This is a genomic window from Microbacterium sp. IO18, assembly GCF_049099505.1.
Taxonomy (GTDB): domain Bacteria; phylum Actinomycetota; class Actinomycetes; order Actinomycetales; family Microbacteriaceae; genus Microbacterium; species Microbacterium aurugineum.
This window is the reverse complement of sequence record NZ_JBMJAF010000001.1, coordinates 53,076-77,777: the sequence shown is the minus strand read 5'-3', so window position 1 is coordinate 77,777 and position 24,702 is coordinate 53,076. Positions and strand designations below refer to the sequence as shown.

Sequence of the window (24,702 nt, the reverse complement as noted above, 5' to 3'; positions counted from 1 at the left end):
CCACTTTACTCCACTTTCCTCCACTTACCTACGACCAATCCGGGAAATCACGGGTCGTGAGCAAAAGGGCATGCTGAAATCCCGCGGAATTCCGCGGTGGAGCGAAGTGGAGGCTCAGTGGAGGAGCGTGGCGGCCCGCGCGTTAACGACAGAAGCCCGGATGCTCAGCATCCGGGCTTCTGTCGTGAGAAGTGTGTGGGGGTCAGTGACCGTCCTGCCGACGATCCCAGCGGTCGTTCATACGGTCCATGAACGAGGCGGAATCCTGCCGCTTCGCCGCAGAGCGTTCCCGAGGCTGCGCAGGAGCCGTGCGCCGCACGGGCGTGACGGCCACGATGACACCGGCGAGCATCGCCACGAATCCGATCACGCCGACCACGATGCCCCATACGCCGCCGAGGATGACGCCGGCCACGAGGCCGCCGACACCGGCGAGGAGAAGGAGAGCACCGTAGACCAGATTTCGGTAGCTCAGTGCGCGGTCGCCGGACGGCGCGCTCACGACGTCGGCATCATTGTGAAGGAGATGGCGTTCCATCTCGTCGAGCAGACGCTGCTCCTGTTCGGAGAGTGGCATTTCGTCCCCCTCGGGTATCGTGCCTCCCATTCTACGCGCGCGGAGGCGTCCGGGGCTAGCAGTTCGACGTCCCCTTGCTTTACGTATGCTGGGAGTCGTGTCGTCCTCCTCCCCCGTCCCCGGCGCGGTCGCCGCTCGCCTCGACCGCTTCCTCGCACGGATGCGCGACGAATCCGCCGACTACGGCCCGGACGCCGTCTCCTTTCTCGATGCCGCGGCCGGCACCCTCGAAGGAGGGAAGAGACTGCGCGCCCGGTTCTGCCACGCCGGCTGGCGCGCAGTTGCACGCTTCCACGAGCGTGACGCGGCAGAGACCGAGGCGCTCTGGGACGTGTGCACCGCGTTGGAGATCTTCCAATCCGCGGCTCTCGTGCACGACGATCTGATCGACAACTCCGACACCCGTCGCGGGAGGCCGGCAGCCCATCGCGCGCTCCAGGCGTCGCACGACGAAGCCGGGTGGTCGGGAGATGCCGAGTCGTTCGGCCGCGCCTCCGCGATTCTTCTCGGCGACCTCCTCGTCGCCTGGAGCGACGATCTGCTCGAGGCCGCGCTGGACGACCAGCCGCACGCGCGCGCCGTGCGCTCCGAGTACGCCCGGATGCGCCGGGACGTGACCACGGGGCAGTTCCTCGACATCGCCGAGGAGTCGGCCTGGAGCGTCAACGACGGAGCCCTCCACGCCGATCGGGCGCTGCGGGTGGCATCTCTCAAGTCGGCCAGATACAGCATCGAGCAGCCGCTGGTCCTCGGCGGCGCACTCGCCGGCGCCGACGCCGATCAACTGGACGCGCTTCGCCGTTTCGGTCACCCGATCGGGATGGCCTTCCAGCTACGCGACGACGTGCTCGGAGTGTTCGGCGACGCCTCCGTCACCGGGAAACCGGCCGGTGACGACCTTCGGGAAGGCAAGCGCACGGTTCTGATCGCTCTCACGCGGCAGGCGCTCGACACCTCAGCGAGGAATCTGCTCGACGAGATGCTCGGAGACGTCGAGCTGACACCGCAGCAGGTGACCTCCTTGCAGGCGACGATCACCGACTCGGGTGCGCTCGCTCAGGTCGAGACCATGATCGCGGACTACGCCCGGGAAGCCGACCGCGCCCTCTCGGGCGCCCGGCTCGACAACACCGCGGTCGGCGAACTGCGTGAACTCGCACGCGCAGCGACGGTCCGGTCCGCCTGACGCGACGGACCCCTCAGGCGAGAGTGCGTGCGAGTCGACGGACGGCGCTCTTGTGCCCCGCCAGCAGCGCGTCGATCGGCGAACGCCCCAGGCTCTCCTCGTCCGCGAGCAGCCAGTCGATCAGCTCGTCGTCGGTGAAGCCCGCATCCTGGAGCACGATGATCGTTCCCCGCAAGGAGCTCAGAGGACGCCCGTCGACGATGAACACCGCAGGCACGGCGAAGGTGCCGGTGCGACGGGACCCGACCAGGTAGTGCTCGTCGATCAGACGGCGCACGCGACCGAGCGGCTCGTCGAGCACCTCGACGAGGTCGGGCATCGTCAGCCACTCGACGGCAGCGGCGGCAGGGGTTCCAGCAACGTTCTCAGACACGTTGCCCACTATCTCATCTCCGCCGGGATGCCGCATATCGACCCATCAGCCCCATGAGTCACTTCCGTCACTTCTGTTGACTTCCGTTTACATCCGTGTCAGCGTGAAGTGCTCGAAAAGGGGGCTCGCCTTGGGAATCAAGACCGCCACGCGTCGAACGCGCAACCTGCAGCTCGGACTGCCTGCGGCCGTCCTGGGGGCTTTGGCCGCCACGCTCACCACCGCTCCCGCCGACGCCGCCTCGACGACGACGACGGACTTCTCGCCGATCGAGCGCCCGCGCAGCGTCCCCGTGCGCACGGTACCCGCCCAGTCCGCACCGTCGAACTATGTCGTCCAGCCTGGTGACACCGTCTCGGCGATCGCCTCACGCTTCGGGCTCCGCACGGTCGACGTGCTGTCCTGGAACGGGCTCTCGTGGCGTTCGGTCATCTACCCGGGCCAGACCCTGACCCTGCGGGCGTCGGCCGCACCGGCCGTCGCGCCGGCGCCGGCTCGGACGGCGACCTCGACATCGCATCAGGTCGTCGCCGGCGACACCGTGTACGCGATCGCCCGGAAGTACGGCACCACCGTGGATGCCGTGCTCGCTGCGAACGGGCTGACACGCGCTTCGGTGATCTATCCGGGACAGCGCCTCGTCGTCTCCGGCGCAGCTGCGCCGCAGGCGGCCGCCGCGCCGGCTGCCACGCCTGCCACTCCGCCTGCATCCGCGGCGGCCCACACCGTCGTCGCGGGTGACACCCTGTTCGGCATCGCGCAGAAGTACGGGACCACCACCCACGCGCTGTTCACCCTGAACGGACTCGGCCCGTCATCGATCATCTACCCCGGTCAGCGACTCGCCGTGCAGGCCGCCCCTGCCCCTGCGGCGTCGAGCACCGCTGCGACCGGCGGGCAGCGCTCCGCGACCCTCACCGCCGAGCAGGCGTCGAACGCCGCCCTCATCATCCGCATCGGCCGCGAGCTCGGTGTGAGCGATCGCGCCATCGCTCTGGCACTCGCGACCGGCATGGTCGAGTCGGGACTCCGCAACCTCGATTGGGGCGACCGCGATTCACTCGGGATCTTCCAGCAACGCCCGAGCACCGGATGGGGAACGCCCGCGCAGATCATGGACGCGGACCGCAGCACGCGAGTGTTCTTCGGTGGTCAGCACGATCCGAACGGACAGGCGACGCGAGGGCTCCTCGACATCCCCGGCTGGGAGAGCATGCCGTTCACCTCGGCCGCTCAGGCCGTGCAGATCTCGGCCTATCCCGACCGATACGGCCAATGGGAGACGCAAGCTTATGCCTGGCTCGCGCTCTACGGGTGACGACATCCGGAAAACCGACACCGCCGAGAGGTGAGCCGCTCCCCTGACTTTCAGGCAGTCCTCCATAGAATTCTGACGTGACGACCAATCAGCAGGCCGACCCCCTCATCGGGCGGCTTGTCGACGGCCGCTACCGTGTGCGTGCTCGCATCGCCCGTGGCGGGATGGCGACGGTGTACGTCGCCACCGACCTTCGGCTGGAGCGGCGCATCGCCCTCAAGGTGATGCATGCGCACCTCAGCGATGACTCCGCGTTCCAGAGCCGCTTCATCCAGGAAGCCCGCGCGGCCGCCCGCCTGGCGGATCCGCACGTGGTCAACGTCTTCGACCAGGGGCAGGACGGCGAGCTCGCCTACCTCGTGATGGAGTACCTCCCCGGGATCACTCTGCGCGAGCTGCTGCGCGAGCAGAAGCGCCTCACCATCCCGCAGACCATCACGATCATGGATGCGATCCTGGCCGGGCTCTCCGCAGCGCACCGGGCCGGCATCGTGCACCGTGACGTCAAGCCGGAGAACGTGCTCCTCGCGGAGGACGGACGCATCAAGATCGGCGACTTCGGCCTCGCCAGAGCGACGACGGCGAACACGGCGACCGGACAGCAGCTGCTCGGGACCATCGCGTACCTCGCGCCTGAATTGGTCACCCGAGGCACGGCCGACGCGCGCAGCGACATCTACGCGCTCGGCATCATGCTCTACGAGATGCTCGTGGGTGAGCAACCGTACAAGGGCGAGCAGCCGATGCAGATCGCCTTCCAGCACGCCACGGAATCCGTCCCGCGTCCGAGCGTCCGCAACCCCGCGGTGCCGGAGCAGCTCGACGAACTCGTGCTCTGGGCGACCGAGAAGTCGCCGGACGAGCGCCCGGACGACGCCCAGCAGATGCTCGAGCGTCTGCGCGAGATCGAACGCGAACTCGGCATCACCCCGATGGCCGCCCGCGCAACCGCTCCGCAGCACAGCCCCGGCGACTCCGGCGACCTCACCAAGGTGATGCCGAGCACGATGGTGATCGCGGATCCTGCCGCCCCCGTGGCCGCCCCGATCGACAACGCGACGCTCCTTCGACGGCGCGCGTCGAAACGACGCGCGCGCGGCGCCTTCCTCCTCACGCTCGTGCTGCTGCTGGCCGTGCTCGCGGGTGGCGTCGGCTGGTGGTTCGGCTCCGGCCCCGGGTCGCTCATCGCTGTGCCCAGCGTCGCCGGCAAGACCTACGACGACGCCGCGGCCGTGCTGGTGGATGCCGGCTTCGTCCCCACGCAGAAAGACGAGTTCTCCGTCGACATCGACGCCGGAACCGTGATCGAGACCGACCCCGGCGAAGGCACTCGGCTCGACAAGGGTGACGCCGTCACGGTGATCGTGTCCGCAGGCCCCGCCTCGCACGACCTCGAAAAGCTCAACGGACGAACGGAGCAGGACGCGCGCGACTATCTCGCCGGGGTCAACGTCAACGTCGACGACGAGACCCTCATCCTCTTCTCGAATGCCGACGCGGGCATCGTCATCAACGCCTACGTCACCCCGCGCGCAGGCGGTGACGCCTATGCCTGCGGCGACGGATGCACCGTCTTCGAAGACGACTCCGTGGAACTGTCCGTCTCAGCGGGTGCTTTCCCCGACGTGTCCGGCATGTCGGTCGACGAGGCGACCTCGACCTTGACCGGAAAGGACCTGGTCGTCAGCGAGGAGTCCCAGTACGTCTTCAGCAACGATGTCGCCAAGGACATCGTCATCGGCGTGGCGGACCGGGCTTCCGAGGGCAACTGGCGCCCCGGAGACACGGTGCAGCTCATCGTCTCGAAGGGACCCGAGCTCTTCCCGGTCCCCGATGTCACGAACAGGACCCTGAACGAAGCGAAACAGATCCTCTCGGACAACGGCTTCACGGCCAGCTACGCGGCCTGGGGCGACCTGCCGGGGTTCGCGGAGATGGCCACGGTGACCGGCCAGGACCCGGGAGCGGACAAGTCACTGCCGCGAGGGGGCACCGTGAACCTCTCCATCCAGCTCACCGGCTGATCCCCCAGCCCACACGAAGAGAGCCGCCCTCCCGAGGTTCGGGGAGGGCGGCTCTCTTCGTGACGCGAGGAGCTGATCAGCGCTTCTCGAGCTCCTCAGCCACCAGGAACGCGAGCTCCAGGGACTGCATGTGGTTCAGGCGCGGGTCGCACAGGCTCTCGTAGCGCGTCGCGAGAGCCGCCTCGTCGATCTGCTCGGATCCACCCAGGCATTCCGTGACGTCGTCGCCGGTGAGCTCGACGTGGATGCCGCCCGGGAACGTCCCGACTGCGCGGTGCGCCTCGAAGAAGCCGCGCACCTCGTCGACCACGTCGTCGAAGCGACGCGTCTTGTAGCCCGTCGGCGTGGTGATGCCGTTGCCGTGCATCGGGTCCGTGACCCACAGCGGCTGCGCACCGGAATCGCGGACCGCCTCCAGCAGGGGCGGCAGGGCGTCACGGATCTTGCCCGAGCCCATCCGCGTGATGAACGTGAGTCGGCCGGGCTCGCGGTCCGGGTCGAGCTTGTCGATCAGCTGCAGCGCCGTCTCGGGCGACGTCGTCGGTCCGAGCTTCACGCCGATGGGGTTGCGGATCTTGGAGAAGTAGTCGACGTGCGCGCCATCGAGCTCGCGGGTGCGCTCGCCGATCCAGAGGAAGTGAGCCGACGTGTTGTACGGAGTGTCCGTGCGCGAGTCGATACGCGTCATCGGTCGTTCGTAGTCCATCAGCAGGCCTTCGTGACCGGTGAAGAACTCGACGCGCTTCAGCTCGTCGAAGTCGGCGCCGGCCGCCTCCATGAACTTGATCGCGCGATCGATCTCGGCCGCCATGCGCTCGTAGCGCTGATTGGCGGGGTTCTGCGCGAAGCCCTTGTTCCACGAGTGCACCTCGCGGAGGTCGGCGAATCCACCCTGGGTGAACGCGCGGATCAGGTTCAGCGTCGACGCGGCGGTGTGGTAGCCCTGGAGCAACCGACCCGGGTCGGCCGTACGAGAGCCCTCGGTGAAGTCGTAGCCGTTGACGATGTCGCCCCGGTACGCCGGCAACGTGACGTCGCCGCGCGTCTCGGAGTCGCTCGAGCGCGGCTTCGCGAACTGACCGGCCATGCGGCCCATCTTGACGACCGGCATCGATGCGCCATAGGTGAGCACCACGGCCATCTGCAGCACCGTCTTGATGCGGTTGCGGATCTGCTCGGCCGTCGCGCCGGCGAAGGTCTCGGCGCAGTCGCCGCCCTGGAGCAGGAACGCCTGTCCCGAAGCCGCGCGGGCGAGCCGGTCGCGGAGGTTGTCGACCTCACCCGCGAAGACCAGCGGCGGGAGGGTTGCGATCTGGCGCGAGACGTCGGCGACGCGGTCCGCGTCGGGCCACTGCGGCTGCTGCTTGATGGGAAGCGAACGCCATGCATCAAGTGCTTCGATGTGGTGCGGGAGCATGCCTTCCAGCCTAGTGGTCGCGGGGACCACGCAGATGCGCGCGGGAGGCTATGTGACGCGGGTGGGGAGCCGGTCCTTGACCGTCGACGCGTAGACGTCTTCGTACTTCTGCTCACCGAGGCGCTGCAGGGCCACCATGATCTCGTCGGTGACGGAGCGGAGGATGTAGCGGTCGTTCTCCATCCCGGCGTAGCGGGAGAAGTCGAGAGGTTCCCCGATGACGATCCCGACGCGGACGATGCGCGGCAACCGCCGTCCGATCGGCATCGCCGTATCGGTGTCGACCATGATCACGGGGATCACCGGGACCTTGGCTTCGAGAGCCATGCGGGCGATCCCCGTGCGGCCGCGGTACAGCGTGCCGTCGGGACTCCGCGTCCCCTCCGGGTAGATGCCCAGGAGGTCGCCTCCGCCGAGGACCTGGAGGCCCGTGTTCAGCGACGCCTCCGAAGCCTTGCCCCCGGAACGGTCGATCGGGATCTGTCCGGTGGCTTTCATGAAGAACTTCGTGGACCACCCCTTCAGGCCCCGGCCCGTGAAGTAGTCGCTCTTGGCCAGGAACGACATCGACCGGTCGATCATGAGCGGAAGGAAGATGGAATCGGCGAAGGACAGATGGTTACTGGCGAGGATCGCCGCACCGCTTGCGGGCACGTTCTTCCGCCCCACGATCCACGGTCGGAAGACCGCCTTGACCACGGGGCCGATCACCACGTACTTCATCAGCCAATAGAACATCGAGTGGAAGTCTAGCGCCGAGGGTCGCATCCACCCCGGTCTTCTCCACGGCGCTTCCGCGTGAGCGACCCAGTTTCACCCCGGACGCAACTCGGTTCCATGCCCTAGACTCGAAGCCACGCCCTGCCCGACCGGTACCGAAGGAGCTGCCGTGGTCCAGTTTGAAGTCCCTGCGATCGTCCCCGCCGACCCCGATGCGAACGTCGCCGACCTCCTGGTCAAGCGCGTCGAAGCCACTCCGGATCGCGCCCTCTTCTCCGTGCCGGAGGGCGACGGCTGGCGCGACATCTCCGCCGCCGACTTCCAGACGGCGGTCGTCGCCCTGGCGAAGGGCTTCGCCGCCGCCGGGATCCAGCCCGGCGAGAAGGTCGGCTTCCTGGCGCGCACCACGTACGAGTGGACGCTCATCGACTTCGCCCTCTTCTACGCCGGCGCCGTGATGGTGCCGATCTACGAGACGAGCTCGCCCTCGCAGATCCAGTGGATCCTCGAAGACTCAGGTGCGATCGCGCTGATCGTGGAGTCCCCCGAGCACTTCGCCCGCTTCGATGAGGTCCGCGGCGACCTGCCGCTGATCCGGGAGGTCTGGCAGCTGCACCTCGGAGCGATCGACACCCTCACCGCGCAGGGTGCGTCGGTGACGGACGGAGAGATCGAGCGCCGCCGCAGCCTCGCCGTCGGATCCGACATCGCGACGCTCATCTACACCTCCGGTTCGACCGGCCGCCCGAAGGGATGCGTGCTCACGCACAGCAACTTCGTCGAGCTCTCCCGGAACTCGGCCAAGGCCCTGGACGAAGTCGTGCAGACGCCCGGCGCGTCCACGTTGCTGTTCATCACGACCGCACACGTGTTCGCCCGCTTCATCTCCATCCTCGACGTCCACGCCGGCGTCCGCACCGGACACCAGCCCGACACCCGTCAGCTGCTGCCGGCGCTCGGTTCCTTCAAGCCGACCTTCCTCCTCGCGGTCCCGCGGGTCTTCGAGAAGGTCTACAACTCCGCGGAGCAGAAGGCGGAGGCGGGCGGCAAGGGCAAGATCTTCCGCTCGGCGGCCGACGTCGCCATCGAGCATTCGAAGCTGCTCGAGCAGGGCAAGAAGATCCCGTTCGGCATGAAGCTCAAGTTCGCGCTGTTCAACAAGCTCGTCTACAGCAAGCTCCGCGAGGCGATGGGCGGCAACGTCGTGTACGCCGTCTCGGGCTCCGCTCCCCTGGGCTCGCGCCTCGGCCACTTCTTCCACAGCCTGGGCGTCGTCATCCTCGAGGGCTACGGCCTCACCGAGACGACTGCCCCGGCGACGGTCAACCTGGCCGACAAGTCGAAGATCGGCACGGTCGGCCCCGCTCTCCCGGGTGTCGGACTGCGCCTCGCCGAGGACGGCGAGATCGAGGTCCGCGGCATCAACGTCTTCAAGGAGTACTGGAACAACCCCGAGGCGACGGCCGAGGCCTTCAGTGACGGCGGCTGGTTCCACACCGGCGACATCGGCAGCTTCGACTCCGAAGGCTTCCTCACGATCACCGGGCGCAAGAAGGAGATCATCGTCACCGCCGGAGGGAAGAACGTCGCTCCCGCTGCGCTCGAGGATCCGATCCGTGCGAACCCGATCATCGGGCAGGTCGTCGTGGTCGGTGACCAGCGTCCGTTCATCTCCGCTCTGATCACGCTCGACCCGGAGATGCTTCCGACCTGGCTCGCGAACAACGGCCTCGATGCCAAGATGTCGCTGGCGGATGCATCCACGAACGCCGCCGTCCGCGCGGAGGTGCAGCGGGCGGTCGACGCCGCGAACGACCGGGTGTCGCGCGCGGAGTCGATCCGGAAGTTCACGATCCTCGACTCCGAGTGGACGGAGGCCTCCGGCCACCTCACCCCGAAGCTCTCGATCAAGCGCAACGTCATCATGAACGACTTTGCCGACGAGATCGCCGCGATCTACGACGAGCCGGTCGCCACGACCAACGTCGCCATCGGCGGCTGACACCCCGGACAGCAAGAAGGGCCCCGCTCGCGCGGGGCCCTTCTTCGTGTGGTCGGAGTTCAGGCCGTCAGAACCAGGCGCTCTCCCGCACCTCGCGCATGGCGACCTTGCGCGTCTCGGCATCGAGCCTCGTCAGGAAGAGCTTGCCGTCGAGATGGTCGGTCTCGTGCTGCAGAGCCTGCGCGAGGAGTCCTTCCCCCTCGAGCACCACGGCATTGCCGTCGAGATCGATGCCCTCCACGCGTGCCCACGGATGCCGCAGTGCGTCGTGCCACAGTCCGGGTACCGAGAGGCATCCCTCGCCCGTCGGCTCCGGCTCCCCCCGCACTTCGGTGAGGACGGGATTGAGCACGTAGCCGATGTCGCCGTCGATGTTGTAGCTGAACGCACGCAGCGCGACGCCGATCTGCGGTGCGGCGACGCCGGCGCGACCCGGCAGCTCCACCGTGTCGACCAGGTCGGCCACGAGTGCGCGCACCCCCTCGTCGATCTCCTCGATCGGGGCACACACCGTGCGCAGGACGGGGTCGCCGAAGATGCGGATCTCTCGGACCGGCATCAGGCGGCCCTGGCCCGCAGGCCCTCGACCAGGAGCGCCGCCAGCTCACGCGCAGCGATGCGGGTCTCCGGCAACAGGTTCGCGAAGACGATCGTCCCCCCTCCCGCGATCTGCGGGTCGTAGGGGACGCGGACGACGCTCCGCGCACGGGTGGCGAAGTGGGATTCCAGCTCGTTCAGCCGCACCAGCGGAGTCCCGGGCGTGGACTGGTTGAGGACGACGATCGCCTCACGCGCCTGCTCCGCGAAGCCGTTCGTCTCGAGCCAGGTGAGCGTCTCGGATGCCAGACGAGCCTCATCGACGCTCAATCCCGAGACGATGACGATCTGGTCCGCGAGGTCGAGCGTCGCCGACATCACGGAGTGGACGATCCCGGTGCCGGTGTCGGTCAGGACCAGCGAGTAGTAGTGGGCAGCCACGCCGGCCACGTCGCGGTAGTCGCTGTCACTGAACGCCTCGGCGACGCGCGGATCGGAATCGGAGGCGAGGACATCGAGACGTGTCGCGTCGCGCGCGACGATGGCGGAGATGTCGTGGTAGCCCTTGACGTCATCGTGGATCCGAACCAGATCACGCACCGACTTGCTGTGATGCGGCCGCACGATGCGCTCGGCGAGGGTTCCTCGATCGGGGTTGGCATCGACGGCGATCACCCGGTCCTCGCGGGCGTCGGCGAGTGCCATCCCCAGCAGCGCGGTGATCGTCGTCTTGCCGACCCCGCCCTTGCGGGAGAGCACCGGGACGAAGCGTGCACCGCCCGCGAGCGGAGCCGCGATCCGCGCCGAGAGCGCCTTGCGTTCCCGCGCGCGTCTGCCGTCGCCGATGTTGATCCGACGCCCGGAGATCGTGTACAGGAAGTGGCTCCACGCTCCCTCCGGTTCCGGCTTGGCCACCCGATGCGGATCGAGCAGTCTGTCGGCGGTGAGGAGATCCGCGGACTCGCGCGAGGACTCTCCCAAGTCGTCCAGACGCTTGGACGTCAGCGTCACGTCGGTGCGCGGTGTCGTGCGGGTGGACTGCGAGATGACGGTCTTCTTCTCCTCCGGAGCGGACACGGATCTGTTCTCCTTCTCGACGGATGTTCGTACGGGAGCAGATGTCGACGGGGACGGCGGCGCTTCAGCGCTCGCTCGTGCGAGGAATCGTGCCGCGACGGCTGCCTCTTCGGCCTGGTCCCGGGCGTCGTCGGTGACCTCGACGACCGCAGGCGTCTCGGAGGTCTCGGGGGTCTCGGGGGTCCCGACCACGACGGCATCGATGACCTTCTCCGAAGACGGCCGCACGATTCGAGGCGCCGCGACGGCGGGGGTCTCGACCGGACGGGCGTCGGTCGCCTGCTCCTCGACGCGAGGCGGATCGATCACGAGCTCGCCGACGACCTCGCCGTCCACGACCCCGTCGTCGGCGAGGTCGTCGTCCTCGTCCTTCGGCAGCGTCACACTGACCTGCGCGGTCGCCCCGAGGATGCCGATGCCTGCTGTGTCGAGTGACGCGGCTTCGTCGAGCACCCCCAGCGGGTTATCCTCGGGGTCCGTGGTGTTCTTCGGTGTCACGATGTCGCTCCCAGCCTGTGCGGGCCCCGGGTACGCACATCGTGCGCTGGCCTCGCCCGCACAAGATTAGTGCGCCGGACGGATCACGACCAAAAGATCTCCGGCATCCACCTGCTGCGTCTCGGCGATCGCGTGACGTTCGATGACGCCGTCCACGGGGGCCGTGATGGCCGCCTCCATCTTCATCGCCTCGATGGATGCGACGGGTTCGCCAGCGCGGACGGTGGCGCCCACCTCGGCCTTCAGAGTGACCACCCCGGAGAAGGGCGCCGCGACCTGGCCGGGCACGGAGGTGTCCGCCTTCTCGACCTCGTGCACGTCCACGACGATCGACCGATCCCTCACGAAGACGGGCCGGAGCTGCCCGTTGAGGGTCGTCATCACGGTGCGCATCCCCTTGTCGTCTGCATCCCCGATGGCTTCGAGACCCACGTAGAGCTGGACGCCGCGATCGATCTCGATCAGGTGCTCCTGCCCGGCCACGAGCCCGTACAGGTAGTCGGCCGTGTCGAGCACGGAGAGGTCTCCGAACAACTCCCGCCGCTCCGCGAACTCGGCGCTCGGACCGGGGAACAGCAGGGTGTTCAGCCGTGCACGGCGTTCGGCACTGGTCCCGGCGAGTGCGGCCTCATCGTCAGCACTGATCTCGGTGAGGCCGACGCGCACCGTGCGTCCGGCGAGCACCTTGCTGCGGAACGGCTCGGGCCATCCACCCGGAAGGTCGCCGAGTTCGCCCGCCATGAAACCGACGACCGAGTCCGGCACGTCGTACTTCTCTGGGTTGGCCTCGAAGTCGGCCGGATCCGCCTTCACCGCGGCCAGGTGCAGGGCCAGATCACCGACGACCTTGGAGGACGGAGTGACCTTGGGAACGCGACCGAGCATGCGATCGGCCGCGGCGTACATGTCCTCGATGAGCTCGAAATCGTCGGCGAGCCCCAGCGCCTTGGCCTGCTGGCGCAGGTTCGACAGCTGGCCACCGGGAATCTCGTGGTGGTAGACACGTCCCGTGGGTCCCGGAAGCCCGGATTCGAACGGCGCATACTGCCGCCGCACCGCCTCCCAGTAGGGCTCGAGATCGGAGACGCCGTCGAGGGAGATGCCGCTGTCCCGGTCGGTGTGGGCGAGGGCGGCGACGAGGGACGACAGCGAGGGCTGGCTCGTGGTGCCGGAAAGCGGCGCGGACGCGGCATCCACCGCATCCACCCCGACGGCGCTCGCGGCGAGCAGGGTCGCCAGCTGCCCGCCGGGGGTGTCATGCGTGTGCAGATGCACCGGCAGGTCGAACCGCTCCCGCAGCGCTGCGACGAGCTTCGCTGCGGCGGCCGGGCGCAGCAGCCCCGCCATGTCCTTGATGGCGAGGATGTGCGCCCCCGCGTCGACGATCTGGTCTGCGAGGTGCAGGTAGTAGTCGAGGGTGTAGAGGTCTTCGGCCGGATCGAGCAGGTCCCCGGTGTAGCAGAGCGCCACCTCGGCGACCGCCGTTCCGGTCTTGCGCACGGCCTCGATCGCCGGCCGCATCTGCTCCACGTCGTTGAGCGCGTCGAAGATGCGGAAGATGTCGACACCGCTGGCCGCCGCCTCGGCGACGAACGCCTCGGTGACCGCCGTCGGGTAGGGCGTGTAGCCGACCGTGTTGCGGCCGCGCAGGAGCATCTGGATCGCGACATTCGGCAGTGCGGCGCGCAGCTTGTCGAGGCGCTCCCACGGGTCCTCACCGAGGAAGCGGAGGGCGACGTCGTAGGTCGCCCCGCCCCACGCCTCGACGGACAGGAGTCCGGGGGTCGACCGGGCGAGGTAGGGCGCCGCGGCCACGAGGTCCTTCGTGCGCACTCGCGTCGCCAGGAGGGACTGATGCGCGTCGCGGAAGGTCGTGTCGGTGATCGCGAGCGCCGTCTGTTCCCGGAGGCTGCGGGCGAATCCCTCGGGCCCGAGCTCGAGGAGGCGCTGGCGGGAGCCGGGAGCCGGCTCCGCGCTCAGATCGATCGCCGGCAGCTTGGATGCGGGATCGATCACACCGGGGTGGGCACCGTTCGGCTTGTTGACCGTGACGTCGACCAGCCAGTTCAGGAGCTTCGTCCCGCGGTCCTTCGAGACACGACCGCGAAGCAGTCCGGGGCGCTCGTCGATGAAGGAGGTGCTCACGTCTCCGGCGATGAAGGCGTCATCCTCGAGGAGAGCCTGCAGGAAGGGGATGTTGGTCGCGACGCCGCGGATGCGGAACTCGGCGAGTGCTCGGCGCGCCCGAGCGACCGCGGCCGGGAAGTCCCGCCCGCGACAGGTGAGCTTCGCCAACATCGAATCGAAATGCGGGCTGATCTGTGCGCCCTGGTGCACGGTGCCGCCGTCGAGACGGATCCCGGCCCCACCGGGAGAGCGGTACGTGGTGATCTTCCCCGTGTCGGGACGGAAGCCCTGCGTCGGGTCCTCGGTCGTGATCCGGCACTGCAGCGCGGCGCCGCGCAGGTGCAGATTCTCCTGCTGCAGACCGAGGTCGGCCAGCGTCTGCCCCGAGGCGATCCGCATCTGGCTCTGCACCAGGTCGACGTCGGTGACCTCCTCGGTCACGGTGTGCTCGACCTGGATACGGGGGTTCATCTCGATGAAGACGACTTCGCCTGCCCGCTCCCCCGCCGTCTCGAGGAGGAACTCGACCGTGCCCGCGTTCTCGTACCCGATGGAGCGGGCGAACGCGACGGCGTATCCGTGCAGTGCCGTGCGGATGTCGTCGTCGAGGTTCGGCGCCGGAGCGATCTCCACGACCTTCTGGTGACGACGCTGCACGGAGCAGTCGCGCTCGAACAGATGCACGGTCTCGCCGGTCTTGTCGGCGAGGATCTGCACCTCGATGTGCCGGGGGCGGACGACGGCTTGCTCCAGGAACATCCGCGCATCACCGAACGCGCTGGCGGCCTCGCGCATGGCCTCGGCCAACGCCGGAGCGAGGTCACCGGACGTCTCGACGCGGCGCATCCCCCGGCCACCGCCACCCGCGACCGCCTTCGCGAAGAGCGGGAACCCGATGTCCTCTGCCTGGGCGACGAGTGCGTCGACGTCGTCGGAGGCCTCCGTGGAACGCAGGACCGGGACTCCCGCGTCGATCGCGTGGCGCTTGGCCTCGACCTTGTTGCCCGCCATCTCCAGCACGTTCGAGGGAGGACCGATGAAGACGATGCCGTTCGCCGCAGCCTTCTCCGCGAGCTCGGGATTCTCTGACAGGAAGCCGTAGCCCGGATAGATGGCATCCGCTCCCGACTCCAGCGCGACGCGGATGATCTCGTCGACATCGAGGTACGCCCGCACCGGGTGCCCGCGCTCGCCGATCTCGTAGGCCTCGTCGGCCTTGAGACGATGCACAGAACCCCGGTCTTCATGGGGGAAGACCGCGACGGTGCGCGCCCCCACCTCGACAGCCGCACGGAAGGCGCGGATCGCGATCTCGCCGCGGTTCGCCACAAGGATCTTCTGGAACATGCACACCTCTGGGAGCTCGATGCACAGCGTTTTCGATGCGCATGGGGCGGGGCTGAGTGTTCCCCCAGCCTAGGGGAAGGTAACGTGGTGTCCGTGCACGTACTCAGCGTCAGCTCTCTCAAGGGGGGCGTCGGCAAGACGACCGTGACACTCGGGCTGGCCTCCGCGGCTTTCGCTCGGGGCGTCCGGACTCTCGTCGTCGACCTCGACCCTCAGTCCGACGTCTCCACCGGGATGGACATCCAAGTGGCAGGTCGGCTCAACATCGCCGACGTCCTGGCGAACCCGAAGGAGAAGGTCGTCCGACAGGCGATCACCTCGAGCGGATGGGCGAAGGTCCACCCCGGCACCATCGATGTGCTGATCGGGAGCCCCTCCGCGATCAACTTCGACGGGCCGCACCCGAGCGTGCGTGACGTGTGGAAGCTCGAGGAGGCGCTCGCCTCGGTCGAGGCCGACTACGACCTCGTCCTCGTCGACTGCGCTCCCTCCCTGAACGCGCTCACCCGCACCGCTTGGGCCGCCAGCGACCGCGTCATGGTGGTCACGGAACCCGGACTGTTCTCCGTCGCCGCCGCCGACCGTGCCCTCCGCGCCATCGAGGAGATCCGTCGGGGACTCTCGCCCCGGCTCCAGCCCCTCGGCATCGTCGTGAACCGCGTGCGCCCGCAGTCCATCGAGCACCAGTTCCGCATCAAGGAGCTGCGCGACATGTTCGGACCTCTCGTGCTCTCCCCTCAGCTGCCTGAGCGCACCTCGCTGCAGCAGGCCCAGGGTGCCGCGAAGCCGCTGCACATCTGGCCCGGCGATTCCGCGCAGGAACTCGCCGCCGACTTCGACCAGCTCCTGGACAGGATCATCCGCACCGGTCGGATCGCCGTTCCGGAGAACGGCCCACAGAGCTGATCCGCACGACGCGCACGACGAAACGGCCGCCCTCATCGAGGGCGGCCGTTTTCCGTCTGAAGCGGAAAGTCGTGGTCAGGCGGAACGCTTCGCGCGACGAGCGGTGAGTTCGTCGACGGGGTCCGGGGCCGTCGGGTCGAATGCCACGAGGGTCGACTCCACCTCGCGGAGGACCTTTCCGACGGCGATGCCGAAGACACCCTGGCCGCGGCTCACGAGGTCGATGACCTCGTCGTTCGACGTGCAGAGGTAGACCGACGCACCGTCGCTCATCAGCGTGGTGCCCGCGAGATCGCGGATGCCTGCGCGGCGCAGCTCCTCGACGGCGGTGCGGATCTGCTGGAGGGAGATGCCGGTGTCGAGAAGGCTCTTCACCAGCTTCAGGACGAGGATGTCACGGAAGCCGTAGAGGCGCTGCGAACCGGAGCCGCTGGCGCCGCGCACGGTGGGCTCCACCAACTCGGTGCGCGCCCAGTAGTCGAGCTGACGGTACGTGATGCCAGCTGCACGAGCGGCGACCGCACCGCGGTATCCGACCTCGTCGTCCATGGCCGGGAGGCCGTCGGTGAAGAGGAGTTCGGGTACGAACCGCGGGTCGCCTGCGAGCTCATCCGCATTCATCTGAAATCCTCCCTGGAACGGTTTCTTCCACGGTAGAGCAGTGCCTGGGCACCGGCAATGACATCCGTGCGACGACGAAGGTGTGTCGCAATCAGTTCGTTACGAAAGCACTCGCGACAGCGCATCCTTGACGAAGAGCGAGCGCACTTCGTCGATCCGCGTCGCCAGTTCCGGCGCCAATTCGCTGGCCTTCGCCCGGGATGCGGCGTCGGTCCGCCGCAGGAGTGCGGACATCGCCGACTCGATGAGCGCGACTTCCCGCTCAGCCCCTTGGCGCAACGACCGGAGGTGCCGGGGTTCGATGCCGTGGCGATCCAGGGCGACGAGACCGCGCAGCAGCATGACGGTGGCTTCCGGGTAGCTCTCCTGCGCCGTGATGACGCCGGTGCTGATCGCATCGTTGAGCAGCTGCGGCCCCGCGCCGGCGGCGGCGAGCAACTCGTCTCGGCGGTAGCGACGCGGCGCCGGCGTGATCGAGGGCGGCGGGGCGAGGGCGGACGCCTCCCCGCCGGCGGCGGCTTCATCGAGCTGCTCCCGGATGACGCTCAGCGGAAGATAGTGATCGCGCTGCAGCGTGAGACCGAGACGCAACCGCTCGATGTCCGAGGCGGAGAACTTGCGGTAGCCCGACTCCGTGCGGGAGGGGCTGACGATGCCCTGCACTTCGAGGAAGCGCAGCTTGCTGGACGTGAGGTCGGGGAACTCCGGTGTGAGCCGAGCAAGGACCTGGCCGATACTCAGCAAGCCCGCGGACGCGGAACGTTCGCGGGCGGGAGTGGCCGCCATCAGTCGTTCGCCGCCGCGCGATCGTGAGGGGAGACGAAGAAGTTCAGACGGAACTTGCCGACGCGCACTTCGGAGCCGTCGACCAGGGCGCTGCGGTCGACGCGCTCCCCGTTGACATACGTCCCGTTGAGGGAGCGCTGGTCGATGATCTCGAAGGCGGATCCGCTGCGGGTGATCTCGGCGTGCCGGCGCGAGACGGTCACATCGTCGAAGAAGATGTCGGCCTCGGGGTGCCGCCCGACCGTGGTCACATCGGTGTCGAGCAGATAGCGCGCACCGGCGAGAGCGCCCGAGCGCACCAGCAGCAACGCGGATCCCGCAGGCAGTGCGGCGATGGCCGTCTGCTCCACGTCGGTCAATTCCACCCCGAACGGCACGAAAGACAGGTCGGAATCGTGTCCGAACGTCTGCGTCACGTCGTGTTTCTGCTCGCCGGAGCGGTGGATCGCGTCCTCACCGGCCGGTCGGCTGTCGCTGTCTGTCACTGTGCCCTCCTGATCATCCAGACTAACGGATGCCGAGGCGCTCGCGGGAGGCCGCATTCACACTCAGCCGTCACATACTGCTTATCCATAAGGTGGAGTGGTGAAGACCAAAGCTCTGCGCCCGTCGGCCACCCCGATCGCCCTCGCCGCGACCCTGCTCGCCGCGTTCCTCGTGCTCTTCTCCCCGCTCTCGGCGTCCGCGCACGACGCGCTCGTGTCGTCGTCTCCCGCTGCCGATGAATCGGTCGATACCGTCCCCGAAGAGCTCACGCTGACCTTCAGCGCCAAGCTCATCGACGGTGAGGGTGCGACGGAGGTCGTCGTGACCGCCCCCGATGGCACGTCGGTCACCGAAGGCGCGGCGACGGTCGAAGGCGCGATCGTCACCCAGCCCTTGCAGGGGTCCGGTCCGGCCGGCGAATACCACGTGATCTGGAAGGTCGTCTCCAGCGACGGACACCCCACTTCCGGCGAGTACTCCTTCATGGTGACCGTCGGCGACGACGGGTCTGCGACCGCGGAGCCCACGGCGGCCCCGACCAGCGCAGCGCCGACGGCGGAGGAGACCACGGAGCCCGAGGCTACCTCGACGCCCACACCGGTCCCCGACGATGCCGACACGGGTTCCGCATGGGTCTGGGTGCTCGCGATCATCGCCGTCCTGGTCGTCGCCGGAGTGGTCATCTGGATCGTCGCGAGCCGCCGACGAGGTGGGGCTCCGACCGATTCCGACACCCCGTCGGAGCGATAGGCTTAAGGCATGCCACACTACGACGTCGTCATCCTTGGTGCAGGTCCTGGCGGATACGTCGCTGCGGTTCGCAGCGCGCAGCTCGGTCTGTCCACCGCCATCATCGAGGAGAAGTACTGGGGCGGTGTCTGCCTCAACGTCGGCTGCATCCCCTCCAAGGCGCTCCTGAAGAACGCGGAGCTCGCGCACACCCTGAACCACAAGGCGGACTTCTTCGGGATCTCCGGCGAGTTCACGATCGACTTCGGCAAGGCGTTCGATCGCAGCCGCGAGGTCGCCGAGGGTCGCGTCAAGGGCATCCACTTCCTGATGAAGAAGAACAAGGTGACCGAGTACAACGGTCGCGGCACCTTCACCGGCCCGAAGGCGATCTCGGTTGCCAAGGCCGACGGCACGTCCGAAGAGGTCACCTTCGACAACGCCATCATCGCCACCGGCTCCAAGGTCCGTCTGCTGCCGGGCGTGACGCTCAGCGAGAACGTCGTCACCTACGAAGAGCAGATCATGACCCGTGAGCTGCCGAAGTCGATCGTCATCGTCGGCGCGGGCGCGATCGGCATGGAGTTCGCCTATGTGATGACGAACTACGGGGTCAAGGTCACGATCATCGAGTTCCTCGACCGCGCGCTCCCCAACGAGGACGCCGACGTGTCGAAGGAGATCACGAAGCAGTACAAGAACTACGGCGTCGACATCCTGACCTCCACCAAGGTGGAGACGGTCGTCGACAACGGCTCCTCCGTCACCGTCACCTACACGGGCAAGGACGGTCAGCAGTCGTCGATCGAGGCCGACAAGGTGCTGATGTCGGTCGGCTTCGCGCCGAACATCGAGGGCTTCGGCCTCGACAAGACCGGTGTGAAGCTCACCGAACGCGGCGCGATCGACATCGACGATCACATGCGCACGAACGTCGAGGGCATCTACGCGATCGGCGATGTGACCGCCAAGCTGCAGCTCGCCCATGTGGCGGAGGCACAGGGCGTCGTCGCCGCCGAGACGATCGGTGGCGCGGAGACGCAGACCCTCGGCGACTACCGGATGATGCCGCGTGCGACGTTCTGCTCGCCGCAGGTCGCATCGTTCGGGCTCACCGAGCAGCAGGCCAAGGACGAGGGGCGCGAGATCAAGGTCGCGACCTTCCCGTTCATGGCCAACGGCAAGGCGCACGGCCTCGGCGAGCCGGTCGGCTTCGTCAAGCTGATCGCCGACGCGGAGCACCTCGAGCTCATCGGCGCGCACATGATCGGCCCCGACGTCTCCGAGCTCCTGCCCGAGCTGACGCTGGCCCAGAAGTGGGACCTGACCGCACTCGAGCTCGCCCGCAACGTGCACACCCACCCGACGCTGTCGGAGGCGCTGCAGGAAGGCTTCCACGGCCTCGCAGGACACATGATCAACTTCTGATCCTCACATCACGAAGGCCCGGTTCGCAGAGTGCGGACCGGGCCTTCGTGCGTCACAGGCCGCGCATCGTGAGGAGCCCTGCCGTCCAGCCGCGCAGCGGAGCGGACCCGAGTGCACGCATCAGCATCTCCCTGCCGCGCACCACCGGCGCCGGGGCGGGCGCCCCCATCGCCATGTAGAACGCGGAGCGGCGCTGGGCCCGGGATGCCGATCGGCGCACCCGTCGGTCGTACGGACCCAGCTCGGGCACCGCGCCGGGCCGCGTGCCGGAGAGTCGTTCCGCGAGACGAACGGCATCGACCCACCCGAGGTTCATGCCCTGTCCGCCGATCGGACTGATCTCGTGTGCGGCATCGCCCAGAAGCACCACCCGGCCCTGATGGAGGCGCGTCGCCGCATGCTGTGCGGCGAGAAAGGGAGTGGGGGCGTCCGTGGCGGCCGGTTCGATGCCGATCCCGGTACGCCGCTCGATCGTCGCACGGAAGTCATCGGCGGTACGAAGGGCGTCTGCACTGCCCCGCACCACCCATCGACGGCGACCACCGGGGAGGGGGAAGGACTCGACCAGACCCTCCGGCTCGCAGTGCAGGACGGCCCGGTTCTCCGACGTCGGCTCCTCGACATCGAGCATCGAATACGCGGCGCGTCCGGCCCGACGACGCCATCCGGCATCGAGCCCCTCACGCAGACGGCTCCGCACGCCGTCGGCCACCACGACCACGGCCGCCGAGATCATCCGTGTTCCCTCCGCGGAGTCCGCCGTGACGTGCACGGCATCCGCGTCCTGCCGGACGAGGCGCACGGCGCATCCGGTGATCAGGGCCTCCTCCGAGAGCGAGTGCATCCGGCCCCGCAGCAGCGCGCCGCTTCGCGGCTGCGGGAGGATCAGGACCGGACGATCCGATGCGAAGTCGACGGACGCCAAGGTGCGCCGACGACTGCGCACCTCCCCACCTTCGAGCCGAAGCGCCTCCGCGCGCACCTCGTCTCCGACGCCCGCGGCGTCCAACGCGTCCAACCCGGGGCGGTGGATGCCGATCGCCCTGGTCCGCTGATCCGCGTCCGCTCGACGTTCGCACACCACCACCCGCAGACCGCGCTGCAGCAGCAGGCAGCCCAGCAGCAGACCCACCGGCCCCGCGCCGACGATCAGCACGTCATGGTCGGGCATGTGCCCCGTCCCATCGCAGCTCCACGCGGAAGGGTGCACCGCCGCGTACGCTCCACCCGTCTGGGGCGACCGCCGCGAGCTCGGCGAGGGTGTAGGAGCGACGGATGCTGAGGAGCCCGTCCTCGCGGATGAACGAGTCGGCGAGGAGGCTGCGGGAGATGGGCCAGGTGGCCGCGGCGAACAGGGCGTACGCGGTGTGGCTGCGGGCGATGTCGTGGTGCGCCACCACTCCGTCCGCAGCGACGAGGCGCACGGAGTCGCTGAGCACGCCCTGGAGCTCGGCGTCATCGAGGTGGTGCAGCACGTGGTTGGACAGCACGACGTCGTAGGTCTCCCCCGCGGCGACGAGCTCCGTGGTCAGCGCGCAGCGGTAGCGCACGCCCGCACCGCCATCATGCGCCGCTGCCCAGCGGATCGCACGGTCGTCGGCGTCGAGCGCGGTGACCTCCGCCGAGAGACCGTCTCGACGCAGACGCCACGCGAGCAGTCGACAGAGGTCTCCCCCACCGGCCCCCACATCGAGGATCCGCAGTCGCCCGGTACGGGCCGCGCGAGGACGGATGTCGCGCCGATACATCGCCCCGGGCCGGGAGACGAGCGCGTTGACGAGACCGAACCGTCCGTAGGTCCGCGCCAGCTTCCGAGCGTCGGCGTGCGGATCGTCCATCCGCTCGCGGACCTCCCCATCTCGCAGCGTGAGATCGGGGCTCATGACCCGGTCGGCGCGACGACGGTCATCAGCGCGCTCTCGGCCGTGAGCCCTGGCCCGAATGCCATCGCCGCCACGCGCTCTCCGCCACTGGCCCCCTCATCCTCCAGGATCCGTTTGAGGACGAAAAGCACCGTCGCGCTCGACATGTTGCCGTTCTCCCGCAGGACCTCCCGCGCCGGGTGCAGCTGCGCGTCGCTGAGCTGCATCCGCTCCTGCACCCGGTCGAGGATGCTGCGGCCGCCGGGGTGGATGGCCCAGTGCTGCACCTGGTCCCCCACCGTCCCGGCCTCGAAGGCTTCGGCCAGGCCATTCTCGGCCGAGTACAGCGGTCGAAGGGCACCGATGATCGTCTCCCCGATGATCTGCGGAACAGACGTCGAGAGGATCATCTCGAAGCCGGTGTCACCGATCGTCCAGGCCATGTCCTTCTCGCCCTCCGGCGCGATGGCCGTGTGGAAACGGTCCAGCTGCAGCGAGGAGGACGGCGACGGAAGATCACGGGACGTCACGATGCCGGCTGCCGCACCGTCGGCGAACAACGAGGACGCGACGATCGTGTCCGGGTCCTCGGAGGAACGCAGATGGAGGGTGCACAGCTCGACGCTGACGACCAGGACCACGGCGTTCTCATCGGCGACGCAGAACTGGCTCGCCGCACGCAACGCCGGCATCGACGCGTAGCAGCCCATGAAGCCGAGATGGAAACGCTGCACCGCATCGGAGAGTCCCAGTCCGCGGACGATCTCGTACTCCGGACCCGGGGCGTGGAACCCGGTGCAGGAGACCGTGATGACGTGGGTGACGTCTTCGGGGCCGATCTCAGGATCGGCGTCGAGGGCCTGCCGCGCGACCTCGACGAAGAGCTTCGCCGCCTCCCGGGTGTACAGGTCGTTGCGTGCTCTCGTGCCGGGCGCGAGGAGCATCCCGGTACGACGGTCGAAGAAGACGGGGTCGGCCGGTTCCGACTCCAGCGACAGCTCATCGATCACGGTGTGCCGGGTGTCGATGCCCGAGACGTTGAACGACGTCGTCACGATCCGCTGCGCGAGCCGTCCGAGATCGGGCTGCTGCGCGAAGACGTCGCGCACCTGCTCCTGCACGAGAACGGTTTCGGGGACGATCGTCTGCAGCGATCGAAGCACAGGCGGTCGGCTCATGCTGTCACTCAAGCATGCGCCGCGCCTCTGGGGGAAGGGGTTGCGTTCGCGAGCGGCCTCTGCCTAGAAACCGAGCGCGCGAGCGAGCTTGGAGCCGGATGCCGATTCGCGGCCGCCCGCGGCGAGGACGGCGTGCTCCACGGCGTCGAAGAACGCCGTGCGCCGCAGCTCATCGTCAGGAGCGGCGGGCCCCAGCTCCATCTCCCACTCGCGCCATTCGCGCTGCACGCCGCCGCGGAGGTCGGTGGCCCGCACTCGGTCGTCGACGAACTCGGCCACGACCCCGTCCGGACCGGTGAGCAGATAGGCGGTGCGATCGTTTTCGATGCGCGCCAGCGGGGTGAGCGGTGCGGTCGTCCAGGTCGCGACGGTCTCCGCGACGGCCGGAGGAAGGTCGTCACCGTCGCCGAGCGGCCAGCCGAGTTCGAGCCGGCCGTCGCCCTGGCGAGGACCCTTCACGTGCCAACCCGCGTCCGGCCCGCCGGTACGACGACGCAGCGCCACGCCGGCACGGGCGAGCGCACCGTCGGCGGTGTCGAAGTATCGGGCGTCCAATGCGCGACGCTCGCCAGCGGTGACGGCGTCGACGCCGGGGATCGCGTCCCAGCGCGGCAACGGGGTCTCGATGTCGACGTCGTACTTGCGTTCCACCTCGACGGTGCGAGACGGTTCAGTCATCGTCGAGCGTGAGATCCTCGAGAGACTCCTCGAACCAGTAGTCGACCTCCGTGGGCCCATCGTCCGGACCGGTGTTCTGAGGCCCACCGCGGCGGTTGTACACCACCTGCGTCTCGCTGTAGGGGACGATCAGCTTGTCGTCCGCATCGCCGAGAGGGATGATCTGCCCGTCCAGCGGGCCGCCGTGAAGTCGTGCGAGTGCCATGTGCTCAGGGTAGCCCGTCCTCGCGGTGTCGGCACGAGGACGGGCGGATTCAGCCGAGGACGATGCCGAGAAGGGCTCCGGCGATCATCCAGGGCCCGAAGGCGATGCGGGTCGCCCCCGTCGCCCGACGCAGGAGGATGAGCACCAGTGCGTAGAACGCGCCCAGCACGAATGCCGCCGCGGCACCGATCACGAGCGAATCCCACCCGTGCCACCCCAGCACGAGGCCGATCACGGCAGCGAGCTTCACGTCTCCGCCGCCCATCCCTGCGCGGCTGATCGCTCGCAGCACGGCATAGAACCCGCCGAGGATCACCAGGCCGAGGAGGGCGCGGAGGAGCGCGTCGCCGCGCCCGGTGAGGAGGGCGTCGACCGCGGTGAGGGCTGCGAGTGATGCGAGCGTCGGCAGCACGATCAGGTCGGGCAGTCGGTGCGTGCGGGCGTCGATCACGATCAGTGCGCCGCCGACGACGACCAGGGCGACGTGCACGAGGGCGATGAGCGCGAACCGGATGTCCATCCCCGCAGGTTAGGAGATGGGCGGATCGCCCGCGTGAGCCCTGTGGAGAACTCGACACGATGTCCGATGTACGAACTATCGTCATCCGTGCGACTTGTTT

Annotated in this window: 23 protein-coding genes; 7 read left to right on the top strand and 16 right to left on the bottom strand. The window is 68.4% G+C overall.

What is annotated here, in order from left to right; genetic code table 11:
* Window positions 1–202: 202 nt before the first annotated feature.
* A complete protein-coding gene (locus tag ACLF6J_RS00405) occupies window positions 203–577 on the bottom strand; it encodes a DUF3040 domain-containing protein (RefSeq protein WP_134351547.1) in 375 nt (124 codons plus the stop codon).
* Window positions 578–674: 97 nt separating this feature from the next.
* Between ACLF6J_RS00405 and ACLF6J_RS00400 the strand changes: the two genes are divergently transcribed.
* Window positions 675–1,763 carry a polyprenyl synthetase family protein gene (locus tag ACLF6J_RS00400; RefSeq protein ID WP_244093466.1) on the top strand — a complete coding sequence of 363 codons (1,089 nt, stop codon included), beginning with the start codon at window positions 675–677 and terminating at the stop codon, window positions 1,761–1,763.
* A gap of 13 nt (window positions 1,764–1,776) precedes the next feature.
* Here the strand turns inward: ACLF6J_RS00400 and ACLF6J_RS00395 are convergent, their stop codons facing one another.
* Entirely contained in the window at window positions 1,777–2,145 is a 369-nt protein-coding gene (locus tag ACLF6J_RS00395) for an Rv2175c family DNA-binding protein (protein ID WP_323131586.1), read from the bottom strand.
* A gap of 121 nt (window positions 2,146–2,266) precedes the next feature.
* Between ACLF6J_RS00395 and ACLF6J_RS00390 the strand changes: the two genes are divergently transcribed.
* A complete protein-coding gene (locus tag ACLF6J_RS00390) occupies window positions 2,267–3,454 on the top strand; it encodes a LysM peptidoglycan-binding domain-containing protein (RefSeq protein ID WP_134351551.1) in 1,188 nt (395 codons plus the stop codon).
* Window positions 3,455–3,531: 77 nt separating this feature from the next.
* Window positions 3,532–5,478 carry a Stk1 family PASTA domain-containing Ser/Thr kinase gene (pknB, locus tag ACLF6J_RS00385; protein ID WP_421076802.1) on the top strand — a complete coding sequence of 649 codons (1,947 nt, stop codon included), beginning with the start codon at window positions 3,532–3,534 and terminating at the stop codon, window positions 5,476–5,478.
* A gap of 76 nt (window positions 5,479–5,554) precedes the next feature.
* On the opposite strand, the gene ACLF6J_RS00380 is transcribed toward pknB, so the two are convergent.
* Together ACLF6J_RS00380 and ACLF6J_RS00375 are read right to left on the bottom strand one after the other, a co-directional pair.
* Window positions 5,555–6,895 carry a class II 3-deoxy-7-phosphoheptulonate synthase gene (locus ACLF6J_RS00380; protein WP_131491295.1) on the bottom strand — a complete coding sequence of 447 codons (1,341 nt, stop codon included), beginning with the start codon at window positions 6,893–6,895 and terminating at the stop codon, window positions 5,555–5,557.
* 48 nt (window positions 6,896–6,943) lie between these two features.
* Window positions 6,944–7,633: a lysophospholipid acyltransferase family protein gene (locus ACLF6J_RS00375; protein WP_052193411.1), complete on the bottom strand. Its 690-nt coding sequence runs from the start codon at window positions 7,631–7,633 to the stop codon at window positions 6,944–6,946.
* Between the two features lie 151 nt (window positions 7,634–7,784).
* Between ACLF6J_RS00375 and ACLF6J_RS00370 the strand changes: the two genes are divergently transcribed.
* On the top strand, window positions 7,785–9,617 hold the full coding sequence (locus tag ACLF6J_RS00370; protein ID WP_047521985.1) for an AMP-dependent synthetase/ligase: 1,833 nt from the start codon (window positions 7,785–7,787) through the stop codon (window positions 9,615–9,617).
* A 67-nt stretch (window positions 9,618–9,684) separates the two neighbouring features.
* Here the strand turns inward: ACLF6J_RS00370 and ACLF6J_RS00365 are convergent, their stop codons facing one another.
* The 3 genes from ACLF6J_RS00365 to ACLF6J_RS00355 all read right to left on the bottom strand — a co-directional run bounded on the left by ACLF6J_RS00365 (window position 9,685) and on the right by ACLF6J_RS00355 (window position 15,203).
* A complete protein-coding gene (locus ACLF6J_RS00365) occupies window positions 9,685–10,176 on the bottom strand; it encodes a peptide deformylase (protein WP_134351555.1) in 492 nt (163 codons plus the stop codon).
* The gene (locus ACLF6J_RS00360; RefSeq protein ID WP_134351557.1) at window positions 10,176–11,729 is read right to left on the bottom strand and encodes a MinD/ParA family ATP-binding protein; all 1,554 of its coding nucleotides are present in this window, start codon (window positions 11,727–11,729) and stop codon (window positions 10,176–10,178) included. Before ACLF6J_RS00360 ends, ACLF6J_RS00365 begins: the two co-directional genes overlap by 1 nt.
* A 66-nt stretch (window positions 11,730–11,795) precedes the next feature.
* Window positions 11,796–15,203 (bottom strand): pyruvate carboxylase, encoded by a 3,408-nt coding sequence (locus tag ACLF6J_RS00355; protein WP_134351559.1) that lies wholly within the window; start codon window positions 15,201–15,203, stop codon window positions 11,796–11,798.
* Window positions 15,204–15,296: 93 nt separating this feature from the next.
* Between ACLF6J_RS00355 and ACLF6J_RS00350 the strand changes: the two genes are divergently transcribed.
* Complete coding sequence (locus tag ACLF6J_RS00350) at window positions 15,297–16,109, top strand: ParA family protein (RefSeq protein ID WP_047521976.1); 813 nt, start codon at window positions 15,297–15,299, stop codon at window positions 16,107–16,109.
* Between the two features lie 75 nt (window positions 16,110–16,184).
* Here the strand turns inward: ACLF6J_RS00350 and ACLF6J_RS00345 are convergent, their stop codons facing one another.
* The 3 genes from ACLF6J_RS00345 to ACLF6J_RS00335 all read right to left on the bottom strand — a co-directional run bounded on the left by ACLF6J_RS00345 (window position 16,185) and on the right by ACLF6J_RS00335 (window position 18,001).
* Entirely contained in the window at window positions 16,185–16,730 is a 546-nt protein-coding gene (locus ACLF6J_RS00345) for a MerR family transcriptional regulator (RefSeq protein WP_047521931.1), read from the bottom strand.
* Window positions 16,731–16,829: 99 nt separating this feature from the next.
* Window positions 16,830–17,516 (bottom strand): MerR family transcriptional regulator, encoded by a 687-nt coding sequence (locus tag ACLF6J_RS00340; RefSeq protein ID WP_134351561.1) that lies wholly within the window; start codon window positions 17,514–17,516, stop codon window positions 16,830–16,832.
* A complete protein-coding gene (locus tag ACLF6J_RS00335; RefSeq protein ID WP_047521927.1) occupies window positions 17,516–18,001 on the bottom strand; it encodes an FHA domain-containing protein in 486 nt (161 codons plus the stop codon). Before ACLF6J_RS00335 ends, ACLF6J_RS00340 begins: the two co-directional genes overlap by 1 nt.
* 100 nt (window positions 18,002–18,101) lie before the next feature.
* Between ACLF6J_RS00335 and ACLF6J_RS00330 the strand changes: the two genes are divergently transcribed.
* Both ACLF6J_RS00330 and lpdA read left to right on the top strand, forming a co-directional pair.
* Window positions 18,102–18,752: a copper resistance CopC family protein gene (locus ACLF6J_RS00330; RefSeq protein ID WP_047521925.1), complete on the top strand. Its 651-nt coding sequence runs from the start codon at window positions 18,102–18,104 to the stop codon at window positions 18,750–18,752.
* 9 nt (window positions 18,753–18,761) lie between these two features.
* Entirely contained in the window at window positions 18,762–20,159 is a 1,398-nt protein-coding gene (gene lpdA, locus ACLF6J_RS00325) for a dihydrolipoyl dehydrogenase (protein ID WP_047521923.1), read from the top strand.
* Between the two features lie 52 nt (window positions 20,160–20,211).
* On the opposite strand, the gene ACLF6J_RS00320 is transcribed toward lpdA, so the two are convergent.
* The 6 genes from ACLF6J_RS00320 to ACLF6J_RS00295 form a co-directional block, all read right to left on the bottom strand.
* Window positions 20,212–21,330, bottom strand: a complete 1,119-nt coding sequence (locus ACLF6J_RS00320) for an FAD-dependent oxidoreductase (protein WP_134351563.1) — start codon at window positions 21,328–21,330, stop codon at window positions 20,212–20,214.
* Window positions 21,317–22,042, bottom strand: a complete 726-nt coding sequence (locus ACLF6J_RS00315; protein ID WP_134351565.1) for a methyltransferase domain-containing protein — start codon at window positions 22,040–22,042, stop codon at window positions 21,317–21,319. The genes ACLF6J_RS00320 and ACLF6J_RS00315 overlap by 14 nt, the downstream gene beginning before the upstream one ends.
* Window positions 22,039–23,199, bottom strand: a complete 1,161-nt coding sequence (locus ACLF6J_RS00310; protein WP_244093468.1) for a type III polyketide synthase — start codon at window positions 23,197–23,199, stop codon at window positions 22,039–22,041. The genes ACLF6J_RS00315 and ACLF6J_RS00310 overlap by 4 nt, the downstream gene beginning before the upstream one ends.
* A 63-nt stretch (window positions 23,200–23,262) precedes the next feature.
* Window positions 23,263–23,877 carry a CYTH domain-containing protein gene (locus ACLF6J_RS00305; protein ID WP_047521918.1) on the bottom strand — a complete coding sequence of 205 codons (615 nt, stop codon included), beginning with the start codon at window positions 23,875–23,877 and terminating at the stop codon, window positions 23,263–23,265.
* On the bottom strand, window positions 23,870–24,082 hold the full coding sequence (locus ACLF6J_RS00300; RefSeq protein ID WP_047521915.1) for a hypothetical protein: 213 nt from the start codon (window positions 24,080–24,082) through the stop codon (window positions 23,870–23,872). Before ACLF6J_RS00300 ends, ACLF6J_RS00305 begins: the two co-directional genes overlap by 8 nt.
* Before the next feature lie 49 nt (window positions 24,083–24,131).
* Window positions 24,132–24,602, bottom strand: coding sequence for a prepilin peptidase (locus tag ACLF6J_RS00295; protein ID WP_134351567.1), 471 nt, complete (start codon window positions 24,600–24,602; stop codon window positions 24,132–24,134).
* Window positions 24,603–24,702: the final 100 nt, after the last annotated feature.